This is a genomic window from Nocardia camponoti, from assembly GCF_014646135.1.
GTDB classification, from domain to species: Bacteria; Actinomycetota; Actinomycetes; order Mycobacteriales; family Mycobacteriaceae; genus Nocardia; species Nocardia camponoti.
In genome coordinates this window covers 170,800-195,994 of record NZ_BMMW01000003.1, presented here as the reverse complement: position 1 = coordinate 195,994, position 25,195 = coordinate 170,800, and the positions used below count along the sequence as shown (strand labels likewise).

Sequence of the window (25,195 nt, the reverse complement as noted above, 5' to 3'; positions counted from 1 at the left end):
CCGCCCCTACCGCCGCGTTAGCAACACGTACTGCGCGGAGACCTTCTGGTGCAGGTCTTGCAAGTTCTGGTTGCGCAACTGCACCGCGTATCGGTCGACGTAGAGGTAGCAAATGTTGTCCGACGTTTTCGTGACGCCTTGGGACTCGTACGTCAGCGCCACACAGCTCACTCGGTCGGTGAGTTTCGCGGGAGCGTTCGTCGCTTGTTGGTCCTTTTTCGGTTCACGCCAGCGTTCCCACACCTTTTTCGCCTGCTCGGCGGTGCTGGTACGGAACACAACAGCGTCACCGAAGCCGATCAACTCAACGCCGTCTTTCTGCCACTGGGCGAGCATCTCGGCATCAGGATCGTTGAAGAGACTAAGCGCGCCACGGCCGGTGGAAAAACCATCTGGGATAGTGCGAACAGGGTGCTCAGGATCCGATGGCAAGGTGCGGCTGAGGATGCCCATTGGGTCAAGCGCGACGTGTTCGAGCTTGTCCTTCGGCGTTGGCACGAACTTGTCCAGCAGCGGTAATTGGACGGCGAGCGCGCGCTCGACCTGCGACGTGAGCGCGGGCAGGTCGGGTGCGGATGTCTCGTCTTCGACCTTGATGAAAACCACATAGCGGTCGTGCACGGTCCACGAACCGATCGACGAAACGGTTGGACGCCAATGCGCGAAGGTCTTGGGGTACTTCGTGATGGCGACGGGTTCGTTGTCGCGGTTGAAGGTGAAGTCGTCGTGTTCGAGCGTCGGACCGACCTTGTCGGCGGTGGCCGCGTCGGGGAACTCAAGCACCGCGAGGTGTAGTTTGCGGTGTTTGTCCTGCTCGTTCGGCTGCGTTGACCACGTGTTGAGCCAGCCAGCGACCAAGTCTTCGGCGACTTCGTCGAACGTGTCGTTGATAACGAGTCGACCGAGGCCTTTGCGATTGAGCACGATCTGCGTCGGCGGGACGAGGGTATCTCGGTAGCGGTTGTCGAGTTGGTAGGTGGGGTCGACTTCGAAGGGCAGCGCGACGTAGTCGGCGAGACGCTGAGCTTCAAACGCGCGCGCCTGGTTCATGCTCTTGGCGTTGCCCACTTCGCGCGGCTTGACCTGGTAGTTGCCGACATCGAAAGCGCTCGCGTCGGGCTGATCGCGCGTTGGCGCGCCCTGAATTGCCGTGCCACCACACGCGGTGAGCATCGTGGCCGTGAGCACAGCGGCGGCAAGTCGCACACCCCGATAGAGCTTCACGCTTCCCCCTCCACTTGCGACGGTCGCCAATCGGGCGGGATAGCGACGTCGAACCGCGTCCCTCCCCGGTGATCTGGTTCGCGGGGGATACTAGCGCACGTTCGGGGGTCAGTGCCTAGGAGCTATTGGCCAACAATGCGTACTGGGCCGCCACCTTCTGGCGGATCTCCGGTTCCTTGTCGCCGCGCACCGTCGCCAAATAGCGCTTGTACGGGACGTAGCAGCGGTAGCGGTATTCCTTTTCCGCGTTGCCATTGCTGTTGAGGACCAGGCATTTTGCGCCAGGGACTTCCGAAGGGGCCGACATTGGGTCGTAGTGCGATGAGCGGTCTAGGAAGCTCTGCATCAGTTTCTCGGCGCCCTGCTGGTCGCGTACTCGGGTGACCGTTGAGCTGCCTGCCTCGCCGATGAAGTCCATGCCGGTCGCGGCGATGGTTTCCTCGGCCAACTTCTGGTCCTGGGAGATGTTGGTGAGGTGTTCAGCGGGGTAGACGGCGAAGGTGTCTTCGTTGGGGCGCAGGTCGGTGCGTTTGTCGACGACCGCGCGGGCGAGGAGGTTGCCGGGGTCGACCGGCAGCGTCGACAGGTTGCTCGCCGGTGTCGGGGTGAACTTCGCCAACTGGGCCAAGGTGGCGGCTAGTGACTTTTCCGCCCATTGCGTGAGGTCGGTCGCGTCGGCGCGTGGGCGCTGGATCAGGCCCGAAATCACGAACTCGTTGTAGGCGTGGAAGACGCCGATCGAGGGGATGCCAGGACGCCAATGCAGGTACGCCGCAGGGTATTTCGTCGAGGGAAGCTTACGGTTGTCCGGCGAAACGCCAAGGTCAGCGTCTTCGAGTTCGCGCGCGGCGAGGGTGGCCGTTGTCGCATCGGGAAAGCGCAGCACCGAAGTGGTGACCACGGTTGCCGTGGGGCCCGGTCGTTTCGCGCCCGGCGCGTTTTCCTCGTCGGCGCCCGCGGTGGCGTAACCGGTGACGTACTTGCGGTTTTCGAGGATCGGCCGCGACACGTTCGCCACGTAGTCCAGCGCGGACGTGACCGTCGACAGCACGGCGTCGCCTCGGCCGTAGGTGAGCGACGGGTCGATGCGCACGGTTGGCGCGATCGTCGCGGCCATGCGCACCCCTTCGACGAGCGCGCCCGCGCTGCCCGCCGTATCGGTGTACCGGTGCTTGTCGACATCGAAGCTGCCGGTGGCTAGCGTGCGAACGTCGAGCTCGCCCGGCACCGCGCTACCCGCGACCGCGCAGCTGCTGACGCTCGCGACAACGATGATCGCGGCGGCGAAACGGAACATGTACATGGAAACCTCCCCGGCGGCTCACCATTGAAATTACCCGATGACGGCGGCCGAGGCAGCGGTTGTCACCGGCTTTGCCTAGTCTGGAGGCTATGGTGACGACCCTGCTGCGCGGCATTGGTGGAGGCCGATTTCAGTGAAGGATCGCCAAGTCGAGGTTGTGCCGGGCACGCACGCGGTCGCGCGGGTCGCGGGGGCGGTGATTGTTGTCGCGCATCGCGGCACGTCGCGGCTTACCGGGCGTGAACCAGCGGCGGTCGCGATCGAGTCGTTGGCGCAGTTGGTGTGTGACGCGGTTGACGAATATCCGCATGGGCCGGGCGCTTTGATCGCGCGCGAGGCAACGCGGTGGTTGATGAAGACGGCCGAGCAGATTTCGCCTGGGGTGCCGATCGACTTTGGCATTTTGTCGGCCGCCGACCACGGTGGGGTCGCGATCTTCCTGCACGGGGCGATTACGGCGGTGGCGGCGGGCGATGTTGTTGATTACTACCGGGGTTCGGATGCGGCCTTCACCGTCGACCGGGTTGCGCCGACGCCGCGCACCGCGGTCGCGCTCTTCGTTGACGACGCGAAGGGGCGCATCCCCGATATCCCGGGCGAGCGTGGAATTGGTTGGCTTGCTGAGGGATTCGCGCACGCCGGGGGAGCGGTCCTGTGGTCGGATGAGGTGCGTGAAGGGGTAATCAAGCCGCCGCCGACCGCGCGGGTGGATCATGAACCACGACAAGCACATTCGCGACCGATTAGCGAGACACCAGCGACGTCGCTGATGGACGCCGTCACCAGTGCGACAGAGCGGCCAAAGCCGTCCGCGCCAGATCGACCTGTGCCGCAGGCCGCCGATCGGCCCGCGCCAGGCAGGACCAGCCCTGATCGGTCAACGCCGGCTCAGCCCGCAATTGACCACCCAGCACCCGACCTCAACGAAGCTGAAACCCGACTCTCGGGCACCAATCCCGCGCCCGAACCAGATCCCGAACTGCAACGCAGGCTCGAATCAACCGCCCGCGCAACAGTTTTGACGACCCGCCTGATGGGCTTCAAATGCGCGCGCGCCCACCCAAGCGACCCGCGTGCCGCGTTCTGCACCGTCTGCGGCATGCCGGTCGACCAGACGCAGGCGTTGATCGAAGTGGTGCGTCCGCCGCTCGGCATGCTCGTGCTTGACGATGGAATGACGTTTCTTCTCGCCGCCGACGCCGTCATGGGCCGCGATCCGGAGAATTCCGAAGCCGCTCAACGCGGACTGATCCCGCTGCGCATCGACGACACCTCGGGCGGAATGTCGCGCGCGCATGCCGAAGTGCACCTGGTGAATTGGGATGTGCAGCTGATCGATCGCGGCTCGACCAACGGGACACGCACCCGTCTGCCCGGCTACCGCGACTGGGTGCGCCTCACCCCGCACCAGCCGATGATCTTGATCCCGGGCACCGAGGCGATGATCGGCAACCGGGTGATGCGCTACGAACCGGCAGCCCCGCCACCCTTCGGCTGACCACCAACTTGGGCCCAGCGCCCCCTCGCTCAGCATGCCTGCCCGGAAACCGCGCCCAACTCGATCGCCGCTCAGCCCGCCTGACCTCGCAGCCGAGCCCAACTAGCTATAACGCGACCCACACGTCTTCTCGCCGTTGAGCACCCCCGCGCGAAACGCGTCAACCCGGGCGAAACCGCTCGGCACCGTGTTGCCCTCGGTATCGCTCGCGGCAAGTCCGTCGGTGAGTAACCCCGAAACGGCCTCGTCCAAATCGCCCGCGGACAGCCGGATATCGCCCTGGCTCGTCGGGCGGTCGGGGTCGGCGAGTTTGCCGGTGACAACGCCCGACAGGCACGCCGCGCGCAAACCGGTCTTCGCGCCGGTCAACGCCTGATTCTTCGCGCGCTGCACGGCCAGCGTGTAGCGGGAGATGAAAAGGACGTACCCGTTGTAATCGCCGCTGACCTTCACCGGGAGCGGGCCGTCGTTGGCGGCGTCGACCGCACCGCGATCGGCCAGCCCGGCAACATCGGTCGCGATCGCGTTCGCCGACGGGCAATACGTAACCGGCGCGGTCGATTTGCCGTCCTTGCAGGTGATATTCGCGGTGGTGTAGTCGTAAATCGGGGCGCTCGGGACGGGCAGAATCGACGCCAGCGCTTTACTCAGTTCAACGAGATTGCCCTTGGAAATCGGGTATTCGCCACGACTTTGGTCGCCGGAAAAGCTTTGCGGAAGCGAACCACGCCGTGACTCAATCTCTTTCGCGTCGATACCCTTGCATCCGCGCGGTCCATCGGTGAACCCGATTTGCACCGCGGTGACACGTTCGAAGGCCGAGCCATGCACGCTTTCGGGATCGTCGGGGTCGGTGTCGCGAATCGAAACTGTCGCGGCGAGAACCGAATTGAGCCCGTCGGAAGTGTTGATCGTGAAATGCGGCGACTTGCCTTCGGCGACATGACGCATGAACGCGCCAGCGAAACAGTCGGCCTGCTGCTCCTTCACAAGCACCGGCGTTTTCTTCGTTACCAACTTCGCCATCGTCTGCACGGCATGGCCGTATTCGTGCGCCAGCACCATGACAACCGACATTTTGCCGAACGTCTCGCTCATCGTCGGCAACAGCATCGCGCGGTCCCAGCCGATGGAATTGTCGAGACGGCAGTAGGCGGCATTGACCAGGTGATAGGTGGTTTCCTTGCAGAATTCCACCGCCTGCGAACGGCTCGCGCGCGCGTTCCACGAGATGAGTTTGTCGACGGGAGTGAAGGTTTCGCCTGCGAATTCGGTGCCGAATTGGGCGCGCCAATAGCTTTGGATGTCATCGATCGCGTTCAGGGCAAGCTGATCGACGTCACCGTTGTCGCCATTGGTCGCCGCGAGCGTGGCATTGGGTGCGCCCGCCCTCGGACCATTGGGTCCGCCGGTGGTCGGGAGCCCGCCGACCTGGAACGGGTCGTCGTAAATCGATACCGGATGACCGTCGACAAAGCGGGTGCACGCGGGCACAAACAGCGCGCACAACACCGTGATAATCGCAACGAGCGCTTGGTGTTTGGATGTCATAGCGCTGCCATCCCCCCTGATCGGCTGATTGTGGAGCAGGTCGTCGTCGTCCCCGCCGTCATCGACATGGCATAGTATCCGCTCCATGTCTTCACCGGGGGCGCAGACCATCACCGTGCGCCATGATGGATCCGAACGAGTCTTCGAAGCTGGTCAGCAGATCACCATGGGTCGCGCACCCGAGGTCACCCTGTTTGTTGACAGCCCGTTGGTTTCGCGCGTGCACGCTGTACTGCGGTTTCAAAACGGGGTTTGGGTGCTGTCGGACAACGGCAGCACCAACGGGGTTTTCGTCGACGCGCGCAGGCTCAGCCAGGCGGTTTCGATCGACCGACCTACGCAGGTGCGCCTCGGCGACGCGATCAGCGGGCCATTGCTGCATCTCGTTCCGTCGGCGACCGCGGCGCGGCACGCGTCGACGATGCTCGCGCCGCCTTCGCGACCGCAGCAGCAGCGCCCGCCGCAGCCTTTCCAGCAGCGGCCGCCGCAACAGCCGCAGTACGTGCCGACCTCGCAGATGCCCCAGCAGGCGCAGGCGCAAGCTCCGGTCGACAACGTCAACATGACGCGTCGCGCTGACTCGTCGATGCTGCCGCCGGTGCGCAAGGCTTCGTCGACCGAAGCGCTCGCGCGAGCCGATCGAATTCCGCCTGGCGGCCTGAATCTTGGTCGTACGTCAGACAATCAGATCGTCGTCAACGACCCGCTCGCCTCGCGACGGCACGCGCGACTGATCGCGTCGAGCGAGGGCCTCGTCATCGAGGACCTTGGCTCGGCCAATGGCACGTTCGTCAACGGGCATCGACAGCAGCGCGTTGTGCTGCGCGAACGCGACATCGTCACGATCGGCAACATCGACTTCGTCGTCGACCAGGGCACGCTCGCGCACCGTCAGCGGCCAGTCGCTGAACTTGGTCTTACGGTCCACGGCGTTGGCTTCACCGTCGAAGGCAATAAGCAACTGCTCGTCGACGTGAACATGCAGGCAGGACGCGGCACGCTCACCGCGCTGATCGGCCCGTCGGGTGCCGGTAAGTCGACGTTGTCGAAGTTGATCGCTGGCAACACGCAACCGTCGGGTGGCGTTGTCACGTTCGAAGGACGCAACCTGCACGCCGAATACGAGGCGCTGCGTTCGCGTATCGGCATGGTTCCGCAGGACGACGTGCTGCACCGTCAACTGACGGTTCGCCAGGCGCTCGGCTTCGCCGCCGAACTGCGACTGCCGCCCGATACCACCAAGGCTGACCGCAAACAGGTCATTGATGGTGTCCTAGAAGAACTTTCGCTTACCCAGCACGCCGACACCCGCGTCGACCGACTTTCGGGCGGTCAGCGCAAGCGTGCTTCGGTCGCGATGGAACTGCTGACCGGCCCGTCGCTGCTGATTCTCGACGAGCCGACGTCGGGCCTCGACCCCGCGCTCGACCGGCAGGTCATGCAGATGCTGCGCGAACTCGCCGACGCCGGTCGCGTGGTGATCGTGGTGACGCACTCGGTGGCGTGCCTGGACATGTGCGACCAGGTCGTGCTGCTCGCGCCGGGCGGCAAAACCGCCTTCGCCGGGCACCCGGGCGGCGTTGGTGCCGCGCTCGGGACCACCGACTGGGCCGAGATTTTCGCCAAGGTCGCCGCCAACCCCGACCAGGCGTTCGCCGCCTATCGGTCGCGACAAGCCCATATTCCACCGCCACCACCCGCGCCCCCGCGCACTGGAAACGCGGGCGCACCACCGCAGACCAGTGGGTTCCGCCAGTTCACGACGCTCGCGCGCAGGCAGGTTCGGTTGATCTTGGCCGATCGCGGCTACCTGATCTTCCTCGTTGTGCTGCCGTTCATCCTCGGCGGACTTTCCCTGGTCGTGCCAGGTAAAAACGGCTTCGCCGAAGGGCCGCTCGAAGCGCTCGCCGACGGGTCGTTCGCGCGATCGGGCGGCAGCGAAACCCAACAGTTGCTCGTTGTTTTGATCCTCGGCGCGTGCTTCATGGGCGCGACACTTTCGGTGCGTGACCTGGTCGGCGAGCGGTCGATTTTCCATCGCGAACGTGCGGTCGGACTGTTGCCATCGGCGTATGTGCTGGCGAAAATCGCGGTGTTCAGCGTGGTCGCGTTCGCGCAGGCGGCGATCCTCGTCGGCATCACGCTGCTTGGCAAGAAAGCGCCGGGCGCGGGTGCGGTGATTTCGAACGGCAGCGTTGAGCTGTATCTCACCATCGCGCTCACTGCCGTGTGCTGTGTGGTTTTCGGCTTGCTGATGTCGGCGCTCGCGAAGTCGAACGAGCAGGTCATGCCGATGCTCGTCGTGATGATCATGGTCCAGCTCGTGATGGCGGGCGGCCTGATTCCGGTCACCGATCGCGTTGGGCTTGAACAGGTTTCGTACCTGTTCCCGTCGCGGTGGGGATATGCGGCCGCCGCATCGACGGTGAACTTGCGCGAGCTGTTCTTCAGCGCGCAACCCGACGGGCTGTGGGAACACAAACCTGGCATTTGGACGCTCGACATCGCGATGCTTGTCGTGATCACCGCGATTTTGGCCGTGATTACGTGGAGTCGCCTGCGACTGAAGAAGTCGCAAGCATGATCGACCAGGTCAGCGGTCTATCGGTGGGCAAGCTGCGCGTGTCGCGGCGCGACCGGGCACACTTGATCTCGTGACCGTTCGAGTTGGTGCCCTACATCTGGGTTGGGATGTGGTGACGGTGGCCGCCGGTGGTGGCGGTACGCCGATCCGTCCGGTCGAGGTCGAGGGCACTTACACCCCGCCCGCGTACCTGCTTGCCGACGCCGCGGGTCGCCTGCACACCGCGGGCGTTGAGCGTCAGCGTGCGGACCTCGGCATGGCTATCGCCGATGTGCGCGACATTCTTGGCCATCCGCAGATCGTGATCGCCGGGGCCACGTGGCCGGCCGGGCTCGTTTTCCGGGCGCGGCTCTACAACCCGCTCGCCGCGATCGGCAAGTTTCTGCGTGGAAAACCGCAGCTGGTCGCGTTGCCGTATCCGGATTCGTGGCCTGAAGACAAGATCGAGGTGTACGCGGCGCTCGTCGAGCAACTCGACGTCACCGTCGAACCGCTGCCAGAAAGCGTCGCGCTTTCGGGGTACGTGCGCGCGCTAGGGCTTGTTGAGCCGCCCAGCGAGCGTCATCGCCAAGGCATCGGGGCAACCGGCATCTACTCTGATGGCCGCACGCTGCTCGTTGTCTCCGTCGACGGCGACGACGAACAGCCGACCGAATCGGTTGAGGTTGTCGTCGCGCCCGATGCGTTGCGTGACGCGCGCTCGGCCGACAACGTGGTCATCGAAGCGATGGCCGCCGCCCGACAAATCGGTGCTGACACGTCAACGGTGCTGCTCGCGGGCAACGTCTGCTTCAACGACGCGCTGCGGCTCGCGTTCCAAAATCACCTTGGTCAGCGCCTCCATGTGGCTGAGCATCCGATGCACGCGCTCGTGCTCGGCGCATCGCACCTGCTTGTCAACGACCCGGGTTTTGAGGAAGAGGAAGAGGTCGCGCGACCGAATCCGACCTACGCGGCCCAGGTCGGATGGGGTAACCCAACCAATCCGGCAGGGCCCCCGCAGCAGCAGGCAACGCCGCCGCCCGGACCAGCGGGATTCGTCAGCGGGCCCGCCCACGGCAGCGATCCCGAACTCGCCCGACCGAGCAAGTTGCGCAAGAAACTCTTCGGCACTCCGGCGGTCATTGGCCTGCTGACCCTCGGTTTGGTCGGCTTCGGCGGAACCGACGCTGAGGCCAACGCCGCCGACGGCGTCTGCTCGTTCACGCCGTACGCGCACACCGTCCCGCCAGAGGGCATCGCGTCCGCGCATGGGCCGGTCAACATCGACGACCCGGTTTGCGTGCACCCCGGCGTCGACACCCTGCGCTACCTGATTCCCGGTCGCACCGACCCTGGCCCGCCGGTCGTGATCTAACGCCGATTGTGGTCCGGTGATGCCCGGCTGGTATCGTTGCTAGCTGGCGTGTGGCACGCCAGGTCGTTCGCGACCAGATCGCTTACCGGGTCTCCACCGGCCGCCGGGAAGATTGAGCGCCACACACTGCAGGACCTCTGGCCGGCAACACCGACGACAGACAGGGAACGACTGTGCCTACGTACAGCCCCAAGGCAGGTGACGTCACCCGCAAGTGGTACGTCATCGACGCCACTGACGTAGTCCTCGGCCGTCTCGCCGTGCAGGCCGCTGGCCTGCTGCGCGGCAAGGGCAAGCCGACCTACGCACCGCACGTCGATGGTGGCGACTTCGTCATCATCATCAACGCGGACAAGGTTGCCATCTCGGGCAACAAGAAGCAGGACAAGCTCATCCACCACCACAGCGGACACCCGGGCGGCCTCAAGTCGCGCACTGTCGGCGAGGTGTTGGCGACCCGTCCTGACCGTCTCGTGGAGAAGGCCGTTAAGGGCATGATCCCCAAGAACAAGTTGGGCAACGCGATCGCGGGCAAGCTGAAGGTCTACGCGGGCCCGAACCACCCCCACGCCGCGCAGCAGCCGGTTCCGTTCGAGATCAAGCAGGTGGCCCAGTGACCGCTCCTGAAGAATTCGCAGCTGAAGGCGTCGAGGTCGACGCCTACGAGACCGACGTTGTCGTCGAGATCGTTGAAGACGGCGAAGGTTACGAAGCTGAATACGTCGAAGAGACCGCCTACGCCCCGATCGTGATCGATCGTCCGGTGCAGACCGTTGGTCGTCGTAAGGAAGCCGTCGTCCGCGTGCGTCTGGTTCCCGGCTCGGGCAACTTCGAGCTCAACGGCCGCACCATCGAGGATTACTTCCCGAACAAGGTGCACCAGCAGCTCGTGAAGTCGCCGCTGGTTCTGGTCGAGCGTGTCGAGAACTTCGACATCTTCGCCCGCCTCGTCGGTGGCGGCCCGTCGGGTCAGGCTGGCGCGCTGCGTCTCGCCATCGCCCGCGCGCTCATCGAGGTCACCCCGGACGACCGTCCCGCGCTCAAGCGTGCCGGCTTCCTGACGCGTGACCCGCGTGCCACCGAGCGTAAGAAGTACGGCCTCAAGAAGGCCCGTAAGGCGCCTCAGTACTCGAAGCGCTGATATAGGTTTCGCCGACAACTGGTTTTGGCCCTTTTTTGGGACAAAGCGGTACGGTGTCGGCGGAGCACGTGTGCGAGAGCAGGCGTCCAGCTCGTGCTGGGTGCCTGCTCTCGTGCTATGTCGACCACCTACAAGGGGCAGGTATGGGACAGCTTTTCGGCACCGACGGCGTACGAGGACTCGCGAACGAGTCGTTGAGCCCGGAATTGGCGATGCGCGTCGCTGGCGCGGCAGCGCAGGTACTTTCTCGCGGCAAGGTGCGTTCGGTCGCCGTCGTCGGGCGTGATCCGCGCGCGAGCGGCGAGATGCTGGAAGCTGCCGTTACCGCTGGCCTGACTTCGGTCGGCGTCGACGTGTTGTCGGTTGGGGTGTTGCCGACGCCCGCCGTCGCGTACCTGACCGGTCTGTACGACGCGTGCTTTGGCGTGATGATCTCCGCATCGCACAACCCCATGCCCGACAACGGGATCAAGATTTTCGCCGCAGGCGGCCACAAGCTCGATGACGCGATCGAAGCGCGCATCGAAGCGGTGATCGCCGAGGGCATTTCGGTGCGACCCACCGGTGCTGGCATCGGACGCGTGCGCGCCGACTACACCGTCGAAGGCACGCACGAACGCTACGTTGAGCACCTGCTCGAATCGACCGGCCAGGATCTTTCCGGGCTGACCGTCGTTGTCGACTGCGCGCACGGTGCCGCTTCCGGTGTTGCGCCGCAGGTATATCGCGAAGCTGGCGCGAACGTGATCGCGATCAACGCCGAGCCAAACGGCCTCAACATCAACGATGGTTGTGGCTCAACGCATTTGGAGCCTGTGCGCGCGGCGGTGCTTGAGCATGGCGCTGACCTTGGCATTGCCCTCGACGGCGACGCCGACCGCTGCCTTGCCGTCGACGGCACCGGCGCGATCGTCGACGGTGACGCGATTATGGCCGTGCTCGCGTTAGCGATGCGCGACGCGGGCGAGCTTGTCGCGAACACGCTCGTCGCGACTGTCATGAGCAACCTTGGCCTGCATATCGCGATGCGCGCGGCCGACATCACCGTCATCACCGCCGCTGTTGGCGACCGGTATGTGCTTGAGGAACTGCGCGCCGGCGGCTACAGCCTGGGCGGCGAACAGTCCGGGCACGTGGTCTTCCCGCGTCACGGCACAACCGGCGACGGGGTGCTCACCGGGTTGCGGTTGATGGCGCGAATGGCGTCGACGGGGCGTGCGCTCGCTGACCTCGCGAGTGTCGTAACGACCGTTCCGCAGGTGCTGATCAACGTTCCGGTCAGCGACAAGAAGGCCGTCGCCGCATCGCCCGAGGTGCGCGAAGCGGTTGGCGAAGCCGAGCGGGTGCTTGGCGAAACGGGGCGAGTGTTGTTGCGGCCAAGTGGAACTGAGCAGCTCGTGCGCGTGATGGTGGAAGGCACCGATTTGACGCAGGCGCGACAGTTGGCTGAAGACCTCGCCAAGCGCGTTGCCGCTGTTTGAGCCCTGGCACGCGGTGTTGCTGAGGGCTAGTATCGGGGAGACCACAGCCTGCTCTGTGACCGCCGCTTAATCGCTTTGGTGCGCAGCATGATTGAAGGGGGACGATCGCTGTGTCGTTGCCTGCCCGCTATCCCGAGCCGGACGACTACTCCGAGTACTCGGAGTATGGGGAATACACCGATCAAGCCCCGCACCGCTGTGGCGGCGCGTGTGGTCGCCCGGGTTGCGACCAAGTGCCGCAAGGGTATTCGCCAACAACGCCCATTTACGACGAGGGCTACGGCCACCGACTTTCGGCGGCAGAGCCCGAACCAGAGCGCGGCTTCCATCTGCCCGTGCTGCCGCGAATGCCGCGCTCGCGCGGGTTCATCGCGGTCGTCGCGATTCTGCTCATCACGTTCTGCGCTGGGTCTTTTGGCTTCGCGCTGGGTAATTCGATCACGCTTTTCTAGAACTGGCCGACGATAAACCCGCTGAAAAGCACGGCGAAGCCGCCGATTTCGCCAACGATTAGCGCGTACATCGCCAGCTTCAACTCGGTGCTGATCATGCCGGAAAACTGGTTCGTTGTGTCGCGTCGCCAGCCGTGCCACGCGTAGCTGGCGATGGCACCGATGAAGAACGCGAGCACAACCACGTCGGCGGCCAGGTTCACTGCCGTCGGCCAAGCGCTCAGCTCGGTGAAGACCGCAAGCAGCACGCCCGCGAAGGCGTACATCAGCGCGGCGCGATGGGCGATGTCGACGTACGGGTGCGGCGCGCCTTTGAGTGAGGTGCGCATGCCGGAGTATTTCCACACGCCGAGCGCCAGTGCGGCAAGGAAGATGACGCCCGTGATGAGCAGGGTGATGCGAGTGTCTAGGCCGAGCGTCATGCGGTGGCGTTCCTTTCGGTGAGCTGGCCGTCGGACATGTGCCAGCGACGGGTCGCTCGCACAGAATCCAGCATCCGACGGTCATGCGTCACCAAAACGAGTGTCCCCGTGAAGGATTCGACCGCGCTTTCGAGTTGTTCGATCGCGGCGAGGTCGAGGTGGTTGGTCGGTTCGTCGAGCACGAGCAGGTTCACGCCACGCGCTTGCAAGAGCGCGAGGGCGGCGCGGGTGCGTTCACCGGGCGAGAGCGTGTCGCAGGCGCGCGTGACGTGCGGGCCGCGTAGACCGAACTTGGCTAGCAGGGTGCGCACGTCGGCATCGGGCCACTCGGGCATGGCCTTGCTGAAGGTGTCGACGAGGGTTTCGTCGCCTCGAAACAGGCCGCGTGCCTGGTCGACCTCGCCGATTTCGACGCCCGAACCGAGCGCGGCCGCGCCGGTGTCGGGGGTGAGTTTGCCGAGCAGCAAGCTGAGCAACGTGGACTTCCCCGACCCATTTCCGCCGGTCAGGACGATGCGGTCGGCCCAATCGATCTGGGTGCTGATGGGGCCAAGGGTGAACTCGCCGCGCGTGACCGTGGCATTGGTTGCCGTGGCGACCACGTTGCCGCTGCGCGGGGCCGACGCGATTTCCATGCGCAGTTCCCATTCCTTGCGCGGCTCTTCAACCACATCAAGGCGCTCGATGCGACGTTGCGTTTGGCGCGCTTTCGCCGCCTGCTTCTCGGTCGACTCTGCGCGGGTTTTGCGGCCCATCTTGTCGGAATCGTTCTTGCCTTTGCGGCGCGCGTTGCGGACGCCGTGCTCAAGCCAGTTGCGCTGCATTTGGGCGCGCGCTTCCAAACCTGCTTTGGTGTCAGCGAATTCGTCGTACGCCTCGCGGGCGTGGCGACGGGCGATATCGCGCTCAGCGAGATAGGCGTCGTAGTCGCCGTCGTAAAAGGCGGTCTGCTGTTGGGCGAGGTCGAGCTCAAGCACACCATTTACGGTGCGCGCCAAGAACTCTCGATCGTGACTGATCACCATGAGCGGAACGCGGACGCCGCTCACGAAACGTTCCAGACGTTCAAGGCCGGCAAGGTCGAGGTCGTTTGTTGGTTCGTCGAGCAGCAGAATGTCGAAGCGCGACAACAGCACTGACGCGAGACCAGCGCGCGCGGCTTGACCACCGGACAGGCCGGTCATCGGGGTTTCGAGGCCCGAAGCCAGCGTTTCGGTGAGGCCGAGTTCGGCGGCGACTTCCTCGGCGCGTTGGTCGAGGTCGGCACCACCAAGGGCGAGCCAATGCTCAAGGGCAGGGGTGTAATCGTCGACTTCGCTGGTGCCAAGCCGCTCGGCGGCCGCGTCCATTTCGCGTTGCGCCTGCGCGACTCCTGTTCTGCGCGAAAGGAAATCGAGTACCGTCTCGCCTTCGACACGCTCAGGTTCCTGCGCGAGATACCCGACGGTGGCGTCCGGCGGACTCAAACTGATGGTGCCCTCCTCAGGCGTGCCATCGGCGAGCATGCGCAGCAAAGTGGACTTGCCCGCGCCGTTCACCCCGACCAGCCCGATCACATCGCCCGGCGCGAGGGTGAGATCGAGGTCGGCGAAGAGGGTGCGTTCGGCGTGGCCAGCAGAAAGGCCGCTTGCGTGCAATGTGGTGCTCACCTGCGACATTCTGCCGGGCATGGGTGACAAGTTCGGGCTTGGGGTTCCCGCGCCCGGTGTCGGGATGACAGGATGGGCCCCCAACGCGAAGGAGGAGTCATGGTCACCTCAGGCGAATTCTCCGGCATTGGGCTTCCCCACATCGAGGCCGGATCGAACCTGCATGATCTTGGACCAGTCGAACTAGCGCACCCCACCGTCGACATCAGCGGTGACGGGATCGCCGACAGCTACAGCCACTCGACGCCGAACGGCACCGAAGTGTGGTCGGACTACGACCACGACGGCTTCGCCGACCACGTGACCGTTGTCGAGAAAGACGGGGACTACGCGGCATGGGAATTCCGCCGCAACCCCGACGGGACGTCGGAGTGGCATCGAACTGACCAGGGGAAATTGGGTTCGTGAAAGTGATTTACCTAAGTTGGGAACCGGATGCCGGGTTGGTGCGTCGAAGGTAAGTAGAAGGCAATATCGGGGCTGGAGTGGAGGGGCGGGATGGGCGAGAAGTTTTCCGGTGAGGTCGCGTTCAACAAGGCTGCGGCCGATGCGTCTAGGCGCGACCTTGATGGCACGGTCACCGGTATACGAACGGCGGGCAAACAGGTAGCCGTGCTCACCTGGGCCGCCAAAGATGCCGGGCGGGCTTATGCCGCGAGCGGTGAGAAGCTCGATCGAGCGCTGGACCGCGTAGTTGATTGGGTCAAGGTGTGGGCTAGCGCGAGCGAGGGCCTCTCGGCGGCGATCGGCAAGGCAACGGTCGAATACACCGATGTCGATTCAGCTTCCGCTGCGAGCCTTGACCGCATCGCACCTGGTGGGAAGTAGGTGGGCTCGTGACTAAGACCGCTGATGAGTTGTTGAACGAGGGCACAAGCGGGCTGCGATATTTCGAATTGTTCGGGCCGCTTTACGCTCGGGCATTTGGCGGCGCATTCGACTATCTCGCACTCTGCCAGCTGTATGACACGGAGCGTGAGATGAATCTCGCGTCGCTGAGTGCGATGTCGACGGCACTTGGACAAGTCGTTTCCACCGCCACCAGCAACATCGGGACGCAGGAAACCGTCGCTAAGGGTTTTTCGAATGGGTGGAAGGGCAACGCGGCTGAGGCGGCGGCGGGCACCTTGACCAAGATCGCGTCTCTGGCCTCGGGCGATCGGGATTTGGTCAATGCCCTGGCCACGTCCGTGAACAAGGCCGCGACGGAGTTCCCGGGACTTATTGCCGCGAAAGCAACCACGGTCAAAGGATTGGTTAGCGGACCGTTCCCGACCGTAGCTGGGCTGTCGGCTGCAGAAGTTGAGCAAGTGATCGCCGGTAAGTCAAGCGGGACGCTGCCGTCGATCATGCTGCAGAGCAAACTCACCGGTCATCGCTCGGATACTGGACAGCTGGACGTCGAGGACCTCACTAAGAATGCGAATGGAACACAAGGATTCCTCGATGCGGTCAAAGGAATCTGTGACGACTGGCTTACGACGGTCTTCAAAAAGGACTTCGAAGCCAAAGAGCGCACGTTCCGCGAGCAGTGCACAACGACGAAAGATGCCATCGAGCGATCATTTGCTGGGATCAACACCGCAGCAGACGCGATTCCGCAGGGTTCGCGGCATTACCCGTCGGTGAGCGGGTCGGATGCTCCCGCCGGAAAACCGGACTCGGACAAGTCGACGCTCAACGGCAACGGGAACGGGGGTGGGAACCCCACTGCTCCGGCCAACACCGACACCGGCGGCAAAGACACTGGCAGCAAAGACACTTCGACCGGGAACAAGGGGACAACCACGTCGCCCAGCGACACCACAACCCCAGCTACCACCACCGGCACTCCGAAAACGACAACTGGCGACAAGACGACGACCACCGACGACACGTCGACCAGCGTCTTGGACACGCTCACTTCCACCCTCAGCTCCCTGGGCGACACGATTTCCGACACGCTGACCAGTGAACTCAGCAGCACGCTCACCTCCGCGCTCGAATCGGCAAGTACCGCAATCTCTTCCGCGATTGCCGAGATTTCCGAACAAGCGGGGAACCTACTCGCCGGTGGCGAAGCCTCGTTCCAACTGGGGAGCACCACCGTCACGATTGATCCAGGGCCAGACGGGCTTTCGCTTACCGCGACCGGAACCGACGGGCAGTCGGCGCAGTACCGCTTGACTCTCGATGAGCACGGCGTGCCGGTGATCGTCACTGACACCGACGCGTCAAAGAGTGAAGGCGCCGATGCCAATGGTGGAAATGGTACGGGCACACCAACATTGGGCTCAGGTAAGGGTGAAGCTGGGCTCGGCGATGGCGGGTCACGCGACGCGTCCGTCGCGACACCCACCGATCCCAAGACCCCTGACCTGTCGAACACGCCGGTCACGAGCGATACGGGTACCGGCAAGCCTGAAACGGGCGCGGGTGGGGCGACCACCGGCCCAAGCCCCGCTCCGAGTGCCGGAATGCCGGGCGCGGCGATACCGAACCAGGGCCAGGACGGCGAACATCGCCCAACGGTCCAGGACCACCCGGTCGCCGCCGTACCCGACACCGGCGCGGAACTAGCGGAGGCGGGACCGCTGTGAGCGCACGACTTACCCCCACCGCGCGCACGATCATCCCGCGCCCGGAAGAATGACCCATCGTGGATTACGCGGCCGACATCGAGCAGATCGCGGCTGAAGCGCGGCGGCGGTCTGCTCAGCTTTCCGAAGACATCGAGCAGATCAACCGACGCAGCGCCCAGGCCGCAGAGGACGTCGCGCAACGGGCCATCGACCGCTTGCGTGAACTGCGCGAGGCCGATGCCGAGCCGGAGATTCCGGAAGCACCTGTCCAGCAAGATGTTCCAGCAGAATTCGTGACCCCGGCCGAACCGTTCCGATGGCAGCCAGCCCCGGCGACGGCGGTCGAACCAGCACCCGTAGTCGACCCGACGCTCACCCCAGAACAGCAACAGCAGGCTGAGATCCGCACCGCGATCGCCCGAGCGAGAGCGGCACGCGAAGCGCGTTCCGTCGCCACTCCCAGCGACGGCGACTACGACGCCGAAACCGAGTACTACCGCCGCTCAGCTTGGCTGGAATAGGGCACGCGGCGTCGAAAGCGCTACTTACGCAACAGTTTTGCGACGGTGCCGATCGTCAGCTTCGGGGTTTCGGTTTCCGGCTCATCGTGCGCGTCAATCACCTTGGTGTTCGGGATTTCAGCCTCAGGGTCGGCGAAAGCGGCGTAGCGCTTGTCGCCAAGCACGGTGTTCAACAGATAACCGGTGGTCAGGCCGCGCGTGAGTTTGTCGACCTTGTACTCGTAGTGACCAGCGCCAAGCGCGGCGAAAAGGCGGCGGCCTTCGATGATGCCGTTGTGACCTGCGCCGTCGAGTTGACGCAGGATCACCGGGCCAGCCCAGTCGGCGGCGAGAGCGCGCGCGTCAGAATTCGCCGAGTCGAGATCGTCACCAACAAGTACGAGGCCGGGCGTGTCGATTTGGGCGGCGAGCTTCACCGAACTCGGTGACGTCGGCGCGGGAAACAGCGCGGTCACAGCGGCGACCGACCGCTGAGCTGCGGCGATAACGGCGCAACCAGCGCCCATGCCGTGGCCTGCGAGCACGAGTCGATCGGGATGCACGCTGATCGTGCCGTCGCCCAGGCGGACCTTGGTGACGATGTCGAGCGTGGTGAGCAAGTCGGTCGCCAGCTCAAGATGTGACGGAATCGGCCCGCGCTCGGTGTCGGGCGCGGCAACGACGAAACCCCAGGAAGCGAGGTGTTCGAGTAGCCCTTTGTAGTTGTCGGCGCTGGTCAACCAGCTGTGCGCGAAGGCGACAGCGGGCAGGTCACGTCCGGTTTCGGGCGTGAAGATCACGCCAGGCAGCCCCGCGATGGCTAGATTGCCGCGAAGTACGCGATGCGGGCCGCGCACGGACAGGGTGCTCAAGAGCGATTTCACAGACGCCGACACGGCGAGAAGACTATCCGATTAGTAGGGTGAAGAACCATGTGCGGAATCGTGGGATACGTCGGTTACCGCGACGCGCTCGACGTTGTTGTCGACGCGTTGCGCCGGATGGAGTACCGCGGGTACGACTCCGCTGGGGTGGCGATCCTCGACGGAAATGGGTCGATCGCGGTTGAGCGCAAGGCTGGTCGCCTTGCCAATTTGGAAGCGGAACTCGCCGAAACAGGCCATTTCGCTGGCGCTGCTGGCACGGGTCACACCCGGTGGGCGACCCACGGTGCCCCGACCGACCGCAACGCGCACCCGCACCGCGACCCGTCGGGCAAGTTCGCCGTTGTCCACAACGGCATCATCGAGAACTTCGCGCCGCTGCGTCGCGAGCTTGAGGACGCGGGCATTGAACTGCTCAGCGACACCGATACCGAGGTCGCGGTGCATCTCGTCGCCCGCGCGTACGCCGAAGGCCCGACCGCTGGCGACTTCACCGGCAGCGTCCTCTCGGTGCTGCAGCGGCTTGAAGGCGCGTTCACGCTGGTCTTCACCCATGCCGATCATCCGGGCACGATCGTCGCCGCACGACAGTCGACGCCGCTCGTCGTCGGTGTTGGTGACGGCGAGATGTTCGTCGCCTCGGACGTGACCGCGTTCATCGAATACACCCGCGAAGCCGTTGAGCTTGGCCAGAATCAGGCCGTCGTGATCACCGCCGATGGCTACACCGTCACCGACTTCTTCGGCAACACCGCCGGTGTCGTGAGCAGGCCGTTCACCATCGACTGGGATTTGGCCGCCGCCGAAAAGGGCGGGCACGACTACTTCATGCTCAAGGAAATCGAAGAGCAGCCAACGGCCATCGCCGACACCCTGATTGGGCATTTCGTTGTCGATGAGCAGGGCGGCCGCATCGTCCTCGACGAGCAGCGCCTCACCGATCAGGAACTGCGCGAGTTCGACAAGGTGTTCGTCGTCGCGTGTGGCAGCTCGTATCACGCTGGGCTGCTTGCGAAGTACGCGATTGAGCATTGGACGCGCGTGCCGGTCGAGGTGGAACTCGCTTCGGAATTCCGCTACCGCGACCCGGTGCTTGACCGCTCGACCCTCGTCGTCGCGATCTCGCAGTCGGGCGAAACCGCCGACACGCTCGAAGCGGTTCGTCACGCCAAGGAGCAGAAGGCGCGCGTTCTCGCGATCTGCAACACCAACGGCGCGCAGATTCCCCGCGAAGCCGACGCGGTGATCTACACGCGTACCGGTCCTGAGATCGGTGTCGCGTCAACCAAGGCATTCCTCGCCCAAATCGCGGCGAATTACCTGGTTGGCCTCGCCCTTGCGCAGGCGCGCGGCACGAAGTACCCCGACGAGGTCGCGCGCGAGTTCGCCGAACTTGAGTCGATGCCCGCGCTGATCAGCCGTGTTCTCGAATCCGCGCCCAAGGTTCGGGCCATCGCACGCGAACTCGCGCACGTGCCGACGGTCCTTTTCCTCGGTCGCCACGTTGGCTACCCGGTCGCTCTCGAAGGCGCACTCAAACTCAAGGAACTCGCCTACCTGCACGCGGAAGGTTTCGCGGCGGGCGAGCTCAAGCACGGCCCGATCGCGCTCATCGAAGATGGCCTGCCGGTGATTGTGGTGATGCCGTCGCCGAAGGGTCGCGCGGTGCTGCATTCCAAGCTGCTCAGCAACATTCGCGAGATTCAGGCGCGTGGCGCGCGCACGATCGTGATCGCCGAAGAAGGCGACGACACCGTTCGCCCGTTCGCCGACGACCTGATCGAAATTCCGGCAGTGCCGACGCTGTACCAGCCGTTGCTTTCCACGGTCCCGTTGCAGATTTTCGCCGCCGAGATCGCGCAGACACTTGGCTACGACGTTGACAAGCCGCGCAACCTGGCGAAGTCGGTCACGGTCGAATAGTGCACTACTGCACGGTGATTGAGCCGCGCATGCTCGGGTGCAAGGTGCAGAGGTAGCGGTAGGTCCCCGCCTGGGTGAAGGTGTGGGACCACTCGCCCTTGTCGATGATCGGGCTGTTGATGCCCATCGCCTTGTCGCCGATGCCCTGGACGTTGTGGGGCACCTTGTCGTTGAACTTCCAGGTCACCGTTTCGCCGACTTTGATCGTCGCGTCGGCGGGGGAGAACTTGTTGTCGGTGACGTCGACGGTGAGCGCGGCGGCAGGATGCGGCGTTTGCGATGTGGTTGTTGCTAACGGGCGCGGCTTGCGGGTGGTTTCGGCGGCAGGTTTGCCGGAATCCCCAGAGCATCCAGCGGCGAACAGGGTGGCGACAACGACGAGTCCAGCGGTGACAACTCGAACGGACGCGGCGCGGTGACGAACCATCGACATGGGTCCGAAGCGTAGTCTGCGAACGGCGCGCGGGGACAGCGGTTCGCCCTGCCAGGCCACCGAATCAAGACGCGGCTGGAGGCGACGATGGCTGATCGGCGTGAGTACTACACGGCCGACGAAGTACGTGCGGCCGAGGCGGACCTGTTCACGCGGGTGCCCGACGGTATGCCGATGCGACGGGCCGCGTACGGGCTCGCCGCGGTGGTGATTGACGAATTGCTCGCGGTGACCGGGTCGGTGACGGGTTCGCGCGTTGGGTTGCTCGTCGGGTCAGGCGACAACGGGGGCGACGCACTCTGGGCTGGGGTTTTTCTGCGCAAGCGTGGAGTCGGGGTGCAGGCGATTCTGCTTGATCCCGAGCGCGCGCATTCGGCTGCGCTCGCGGCGTTTCGGCGCGCTGGCGGCCGGGTTGTTGACGCGTTCGATGATGTTGATCTGGTGGTTGACGGGATCGTTGGCATTTCGGGGCGTGGACCACTAAGGCCAGCTGCTGCGGAAATCGTTGCGGCCATTGATGTTCCGATTATCTCGGCGGACTTGCCAAGCGGGGTCGATCCCAACACCGGCGCGGTTGACGGGCCCGCCGTTCGCGCCGACGTCACCGTGGCCTTCGGCGCATACAAGCCGTGTCACGTGCTCGCCGCACCCTATTGCGGCAGAACGATTTTGGTGCCCATCGGTCTTGATCTACCGGAAGCTGGTCTCGCCCAACTAGATCCGTGGGCAATCGGTGCGCAGTGGCCCGTGCCGGGACCGCACGATGACAAGTACACGCAAGGCGTCGTCGGTGTGTGTGCGGGCAGCGCGCAATATCCGGGCGCTGGCGTGCTGTGCACGGGCGCCGCCGTCACCGCGACGTCGGGCATGGTCAGGTACGTGGGCAGCGACGACCAGGTGCTCGCGCGGTTCCCGGAAGCGGTCGCGAGCGCGACCATCGCGCGGACCGGTCGGGTGCAGGCGTGGGTGTTCGGGCCGGGCGCTGGCACTGGACAGGCCGCGCGCAACCGCCTTGCCGAGCTGCTCGACACCGACCTCCCGGTGCTCGTCGACGCGGACGGACTCACGGTCGTCGCGGCAGAACCTGGGCTCGTCCGCAACCGCAAGGCACCCACCGTGCTCACCCCGCACGCGGGCGAATTTGAGCGACTGACCGGTCACGCCCCTGGCACGGATCGTGTCGCGTCAACTCGCGCGCTCGCCGACGAATGGGGCGTCACGGTGTTGTTGAAAGGCCGCGCGACGATCATCGCGACCCCTGGCGAAGCAACATTGGTGAACGAAGCGGGCGGCGACTGGGCCGCGACGCCCGGTTCCGGCGACGTCCTATCGGGCATCATCGGCGCGCTGCTCGCCGCAGGTCAAAGCCCATCATGGGCATGCGCATCGGGTGCGCGGGCCCATTCTCTAGCGGCGAACCTTGCCGCGTACGACGGTCAACCGGCAGCCGCGCCGATCTCGGCAATGGCCCTCCTCGACCACCTCCGCGCCGCGATCCGCGTGCTGCGCGAACTGGCCGGTGAGTGAATCGCTGGGCGATAACGCCCCCAACCAGGGGCCCAAACGGTCAACACGGGAAGATGAGCACGTGAGCTCGCAAGTGGAGACCGTGATCGACCTCGACGCCATCGCCCACAACATCGGTGTGCTCGCGGCGCACGCACCGGGTGCGGCGATCATGGCCGTCGTCAAAGCCGACGGCTACAACCACGGCGCGGTCGAGGTCGCTCGGGCCGCGCTCGACGCGGGCGCACGTGAACTTGGCGTCACCACGATCGCCGAAGCGCTCACTCTGCGGCGAGCGGGCATCACCGCGCCCGTCCTCGCGTGGCTCAACACCCTCGACGCCGACTATCGCGCTGCCGTTGACGCTGACGTCGAGCTTGGCGTTTCGTCCGTCGCGCAACTCAACGCGATCCGTGCTGCCGCCGAAAACGCGGGCAAACGCGCGACGGTTTCGGTCAAAGTCGATACCGGCCTTAACCGCAACGGCGCGAGCCCAACCGAATACCCATTGTTGCTCGCCGCCCTACGCGAAGGCGTCGACAACGGCACGCTCCGACTTCGCGCGATCTTCTCCCACCTGGCCCAGTCGGACCTGCCCGACGACCCGCTCAACGACCGTCAGCGCGCTCGATTCGTCGACGCCATCGCCGAGGCGAAGGAACACGGCCTCGAACCTGAACTCGTTCACCTCGCCAACTCGGCCGCCGCGCTTACCCGTCCTGACCTGCACTTCGACCTGGTCCGCCCCGGTATCGCGGTCTACGGGCTTTCGCCGATTCCCGACCTCGGCGACTTCGGCCTACGCCCGGCGATGACATTCCAAGCCGAGGTCGCGCTCGTGAAGAAGGTCGCCGCGGGCGAGGGGGTTTCCTACGGTCACCGCTGGATCGCCGACCGCGACACCACCCTCGCGCTCGTGCCCGCTGGCTATGCCGATGGCGTATTTCGTTCGCTCAGTGGGCGTTTCGATGTGTCGCTCGGCGGCGCGCTGCACCGTAATGTCGGGCGGGTGTGCATGGACCAGTTCATGGTTGATCTTGGTGACAATCCGGCTGGCGTGCGCGCTGGCGACACCGCGGTGCTCTTCGGCGGTGCGGGTCACCCACACGCGCTCGACTGGGCACGCACGCTCGACACCATCGACTACGAGGTCGTGTGCGCGCCACGCGGCCGCACCCAGCGCAGACACGTCGGAGGAAACCGATGAACGGACGTTCGGTCGCGATGCGTGGCGGACTCGCGACGGTCGGGGTGCTCGGCGCGCTCGCCGCCGCTCACGCGCTGCGCAGGATCGGCGCGCGGGTGCTGTGGCCCGCCGAACGCGACGAGTACCGCGACGAGGACTTCGCGCTGCTCGACGATGACCCTGCGGGCATCGTGATCGCGAGCGACGGGGTCACCCTGGCGACGCGCACGGTCGGTCCCGACGACGCCGAGGTAACAGTCGTCTTCGTACACGGCTTCTGTAATGCCATGGAGGCCTTCCACTTTCAGCGCCGAGACCTCGCCGATCGCTGGGGCGACAGTGTGCGCATGGTGTTCTTCGACCAGCGTGGGCACGGTCGCTCGGGCGCGCCGACGCCGGAATCGTGCACGGTTGGTCAGCTCGGACGCGACCTCGTTTCGGTGATCGAAGCGACCGCGCCGACCGGGCCGGTTGTCCTCGTCGCGCACTCGCTCGGCGGGATGGGACTGCTCGCGGCAGCGGCGCAGTCGCCGGAGTTTTTCGCTTCGCGCGTGGCCGGCGTCGCATTGATCTGCACTGCTGCCGCTGAGGTAGCGGGGACTGGGATCGCCCAGGTACTCAGTCATCCGGTGATTGACGGGTTCCGGCTCGCCGTCCGTAGCGCGCCCGCGCTCGTTCGGTTCGGGCGACGCGCGAGCAAGCACGTCGTGACGCCGATCCTGCACGTGAGCTCGTTCCACGGCCCGGTGAGCCCGACCCTTTCGCGCTTCACGACGATGATGATCGACCGCACACCCGTCGAGACCATCGAAGCCTTCCTTGAAGCGATCCGGCTGCATGACGAGTCCGCCGCGCTGCCCGTGCTCGCCGAACTTCCTGTCCTCGTGCTCGGCGGGGCACACGACATGGTGATTCCGTTCGTGAACTCCCGCGTGCTCGCGCAACGACTGCCCAGCGCCGAACTCGTGCGCGTCGCCGATGCCGCGCACATGCCGCAATTGCAGTTCGCCGACGAGGTCACCGACGCACTCGATCGACTGCTCGTACGCGCCGGGGTTGGCGCTGATGCTGGAAATGAGGCCGTCGGTGGCTGAACGGATTTTGCCAACGGTCGAAGACACCGAGGCCTTCGGCCGTGAGCTCGCCGACGACTTGCGCGCGGGCGACCTCGTTGTGCTCGACGGGCCGCTCGGCGCTGGAAAAACCGCACTGACCAGGGGCATCGCCGCTGGTCTTGGCGTCGCTGGTCGCGTGAGCTCGCCCACGTTCATCATCGCCCGCGCCCACCGCGCAGGCACGCGCCCCGACGGAACGCCCGGCATCCCGCTCGTGCACGTCGACGCCTACCGACTTGGCGGCGACCTTGATGAACTCGACGCACTCGACCTCGACACCGACCTGCATCACGCGGTTGTCGTCGTCGAGTGGGGTAAGGGCGTGGTTGAGCACCTTTCGGACCGTCACTTGCGCGTGCAGCTCGCGCGCGAGCCGGAATCCGATGTGCGAACAGCGATCTGGGAATGGCACGGGCGAGCTTGAG

At 65.0% G+C, this 25,195-nt stretch carries 23 protein-coding genes; 16 read left to right on the top strand and 7 right to left on the bottom strand.

Annotated elements, in window-relative coordinates; all coding sequences use genetic code 11:
• Positions 1–6: 6 nt before the first annotated feature.
• Positions 7–1,224, bottom strand: a complete 1,218-nt coding sequence (locus IEX78_RS15800) for a DUF7373 family lipoprotein (protein ID WP_229684033.1) — start codon at positions 1,222–1,224, stop codon at positions 7–9.
• 115 nt (positions 1,225–1,339) lie between these two features.
• Complete coding sequence (locus tag IEX78_RS15795; protein ID WP_188829773.1) at positions 1,340–2,527, bottom strand: DUF7373 family lipoprotein; 1,188 nt, start codon at positions 2,525–2,527, stop codon at positions 1,340–1,342.
• A 133-nt stretch (positions 2,528–2,660) separates the two neighbouring features.
• Between IEX78_RS15795 and IEX78_RS15790 the strand changes: the two genes are divergently transcribed.
• Positions 2,661–4,025, top strand: a complete 1,365-nt coding sequence (locus IEX78_RS15790; protein WP_188829772.1) for an FHA domain-containing protein — start codon at positions 2,661–2,663, stop codon at positions 4,023–4,025.
• Between the two features lie 102 nt (positions 4,026–4,127).
• On the opposite strand, the gene IEX78_RS15785 is transcribed toward IEX78_RS15790, so the two are convergent.
• Positions 4,128–5,576, bottom strand: a complete 1,449-nt coding sequence (locus tag IEX78_RS15785) for a neutral zinc metallopeptidase (RefSeq protein ID WP_188829771.1) — start codon at positions 5,574–5,576, stop codon at positions 4,128–4,130.
• Positions 5,577–5,661: 85 nt separating this feature from the next.
• Here IEX78_RS15785 and IEX78_RS15780 point away from each other — a divergent pair, with 85 nt between their 5' ends.
• From IEX78_RS15780 to IEX78_RS15755, 6 genes are all read left to right on the top strand, one after another.
• Entirely contained in the window at positions 5,662–8,160 is a 2,499-nt protein-coding gene (locus tag IEX78_RS15780) for an FHA domain-containing protein (RefSeq protein WP_188829770.1), read from the top strand.
• A 70-nt stretch (positions 8,161–8,230) separates the two neighbouring features.
• Positions 8,231–9,517, top strand: coding sequence for a hypothetical protein (locus tag IEX78_RS15775; protein WP_229684032.1), 1,287 nt, complete (start codon positions 8,231–8,233; stop codon positions 9,515–9,517).
• Positions 9,518–9,690: 173 nt separating this feature from the next.
• Positions 9,691–10,134: a 50S ribosomal protein L13 gene (rplM, locus tag IEX78_RS15770; RefSeq protein ID WP_022567307.1), complete on the top strand. Its 444-nt coding sequence runs from the start codon at positions 9,691–9,693 to the stop codon at positions 10,132–10,134.
• Positions 10,131–10,658: a 30S ribosomal protein S9 gene (gene rpsI / locus IEX78_RS15765; RefSeq protein WP_373291601.1), complete on the top strand. Its 528-nt coding sequence runs from the start codon at positions 10,131–10,133 to the stop codon at positions 10,656–10,658. The genes rplM and rpsI overlap by 4 nt, the downstream gene beginning before the upstream one ends.
• Positions 10,659–10,801: 143 nt before the next feature.
• A complete protein-coding gene (glmM, locus tag IEX78_RS15760) occupies positions 10,802–12,139 on the top strand; it encodes a phosphoglucosamine mutase (protein WP_188829769.1) in 1,338 nt (445 codons plus the stop codon).
• 110 nt (positions 12,140–12,249) lie between these two features.
• A complete protein-coding gene (locus IEX78_RS15755) occupies positions 12,250–12,591 on the top strand; it encodes a hypothetical protein (protein WP_188829768.1) in 342 nt (113 codons plus the stop codon).
• Here IEX78_RS15755 and IEX78_RS15750 read toward each other — a convergent pair.
• Positions 12,588–13,013, bottom strand: a complete 426-nt coding sequence (locus tag IEX78_RS15750; protein WP_188829767.1) for a hypothetical protein — start codon at positions 13,011–13,013, stop codon at positions 12,588–12,590. The genes IEX78_RS15755 and IEX78_RS15750 overlap by 4 nt on opposite strands.
• Positions 13,010–14,671, bottom strand: coding sequence for an ABC-F family ATP-binding cassette domain-containing protein (locus tag IEX78_RS15745; RefSeq protein ID WP_373291613.1), 1,662 nt, complete (start codon positions 14,669–14,671; stop codon positions 13,010–13,012). Before IEX78_RS15745 ends, IEX78_RS15750 begins: the two co-directional genes overlap by 4 nt.
• A gap of 90 nt (positions 14,672–14,761) precedes the next feature.
• Here IEX78_RS15745 and IEX78_RS15740 point away from each other — a divergent pair, with 90 nt between their 5' ends.
• From IEX78_RS15740 to IEX78_RS15725, 4 genes are all read left to right on the top strand, one after another.
• Positions 14,762–15,070 (top strand): DUF6802 family protein, encoded by a 309-nt coding sequence (locus IEX78_RS15740; RefSeq protein WP_188829765.1) that lies wholly within the window; start codon positions 14,762–14,764, stop codon positions 15,068–15,070.
• 90 nt (positions 15,071–15,160) lie between these two features.
• On the top strand, positions 15,161–15,490 hold the full coding sequence (locus IEX78_RS15735) for a hypothetical protein (RefSeq protein WP_188829764.1): 330 nt from the start codon (positions 15,161–15,163) through the stop codon (positions 15,488–15,490).
• Between the two features lie 8 nt (positions 15,491–15,498).
• Positions 15,499–17,241, top strand: coding sequence for a hypothetical protein (locus tag IEX78_RS15730; RefSeq protein ID WP_188829763.1), 1,743 nt, complete (start codon positions 15,499–15,501; stop codon positions 17,239–17,241).
• Between the two features lie 59 nt (positions 17,242–17,300).
• Positions 17,301–17,744, top strand: coding sequence for a hypothetical protein (locus IEX78_RS15725; RefSeq protein ID WP_188829762.1), 444 nt, complete (start codon positions 17,301–17,303; stop codon positions 17,742–17,744).
• Positions 17,745–17,764: 20 nt separating this feature from the next.
• Here the strand turns inward: IEX78_RS15725 and IEX78_RS15720 are convergent, their stop codons facing one another.
• On the bottom strand, positions 17,765–18,619 hold the full coding sequence (locus IEX78_RS15720; protein ID WP_188829761.1) for a dienelactone hydrolase family protein: 855 nt from the start codon (positions 18,617–18,619) through the stop codon (positions 17,765–17,767).
• Between the two features lie 36 nt (positions 18,620–18,655).
• Here IEX78_RS15720 and glmS point away from each other — a divergent pair, with 36 nt between their 5' ends.
• The gene (gene glmS, locus IEX78_RS15715) at positions 18,656–20,530 is read left to right on the top strand and encodes a glutamine--fructose-6-phosphate transaminase (isomerizing) (RefSeq protein WP_188829760.1); all 1,875 of its coding nucleotides are present in this window, start codon (positions 18,656–18,658) and stop codon (positions 20,528–20,530) included.
• A gap of 4 nt (positions 20,531–20,534) precedes the next feature.
• On the opposite strand, the gene IEX78_RS15710 is transcribed toward glmS, so the two are convergent.
• The gene (locus IEX78_RS15710) at positions 20,535–20,963 is read right to left on the bottom strand and encodes a cupredoxin domain-containing protein (RefSeq protein ID WP_188829759.1); all 429 of its coding nucleotides are present in this window, start codon (positions 20,961–20,963) and stop codon (positions 20,535–20,537) included.
• Positions 20,964–21,050: 87 nt separating this feature from the next.
• On the opposite strand from IEX78_RS15710, the gene IEX78_RS15705 reads away from it, so the two are divergent.
• From IEX78_RS15705 to tsaE, 4 genes are all read left to right on the top strand, one after another.
• Positions 21,051–22,490 carry a bifunctional ADP-dependent NAD(P)H-hydrate dehydratase/NAD(P)H-hydrate epimerase gene (locus IEX78_RS15705; RefSeq protein WP_188829758.1) on the top strand — a complete coding sequence of 480 codons (1,440 nt, stop codon included), beginning with the start codon at positions 21,051–21,053 and terminating at the stop codon, positions 22,488–22,490.
• 61 nt (positions 22,491–22,551) lie between these two features.
• A complete protein-coding gene (gene alr, locus IEX78_RS15700) occupies positions 22,552–23,676 on the top strand; it encodes an alanine racemase (RefSeq protein WP_229684031.1) in 1,125 nt (374 codons plus the stop codon).
• Entirely contained in the window at positions 23,673–24,749 is a 1,077-nt protein-coding gene (locus IEX78_RS15695) for an alpha/beta fold hydrolase (RefSeq protein WP_188829756.1), read from the top strand. Before alr ends, IEX78_RS15695 begins: the two co-directional genes overlap by 4 nt.
• Positions 24,742–25,194, top strand: coding sequence for a tRNA (adenosine(37)-N6)-threonylcarbamoyltransferase complex ATPase subunit type 1 TsaE (gene tsaE / locus IEX78_RS15690; RefSeq protein ID WP_373291600.1), 453 nt, complete (start codon positions 24,742–24,744; stop codon positions 25,192–25,194). Before IEX78_RS15695 ends, tsaE begins: the two co-directional genes overlap by 8 nt.
• Position 25,195 lies beyond the last annotated feature (1 nt).

Coding starts and splice junctions, on each gene's coding strand:
- IEX78_RS15795 (WP_188829773.1), bottom strand. CDS start 2,527: ATGTACATGTTCCGTTTCGCCGCCGCGATCATCGTTGTCGCGAGCGTC.
- IEX78_RS15785 (WP_188829771.1), bottom strand. CDS start 5,576: ATGACATCCAAACACCAAGCGCTCGTTGCGATTATCACGGTGTTGTGC.
- IEX78_RS15780 (WP_188829770.1), top strand. CDS start 5,662: ATGTCTTCACCGGGGGCGCAGACCATCACCGTGCGCCATGATGGATCC.
- glmM (WP_188829769.1), top strand. CDS start 10,802: ATGGGACAGCTTTTCGGCACCGACGGCGTACGAGGACTCGCGAACGAG.
- IEX78_RS15750 (WP_188829767.1), bottom strand. CDS start 13,013: ATGACGCTCGGCCTAGACACTCGCATCACCCTGCTCATCACGGGCGTC.
- IEX78_RS15745 (WP_373291613.1), bottom strand. CDS start 14,671: ATGTCGCAGGTGAGCACCACATTGCACGCAAGCGGCCTTTCTGCTGGC.
- IEX78_RS15740 (WP_188829765.1), top strand. CDS start 14,762: ATGGTCACCTCAGGCGAATTCTCCGGCATTGGGCTTCCCCACATCGAG.
- IEX78_RS15735 (WP_188829764.1), top strand. CDS start 15,161: ATGGGCGAGAAGTTTTCCGGTGAGGTCGCGTTCAACAAGGCTGCGGCC.
- glmS (WP_188829760.1), top strand. CDS start 18,656: ATGTGCGGAATCGTGGGATACGTCGGTTACCGCGACGCGCTCGACGTT.
- IEX78_RS15710 (WP_188829759.1), bottom strand. CDS start 20,963: ATGTCGATGGTTCGTCACCGCGCCGCGTCCGTTCGAGTTGTCACCGCT.
- IEX78_RS15705 (WP_188829758.1), top strand. CDS start 21,051: ATGGCTGATCGGCGTGAGTACTACACGGCCGACGAAGTACGTGCGGCC.
- IEX78_RS15695 (WP_188829756.1), top strand. CDS start 23,673: ATGAACGGACGTTCGGTCGCGATGCGTGGCGGACTCGCGACGGTCGGG.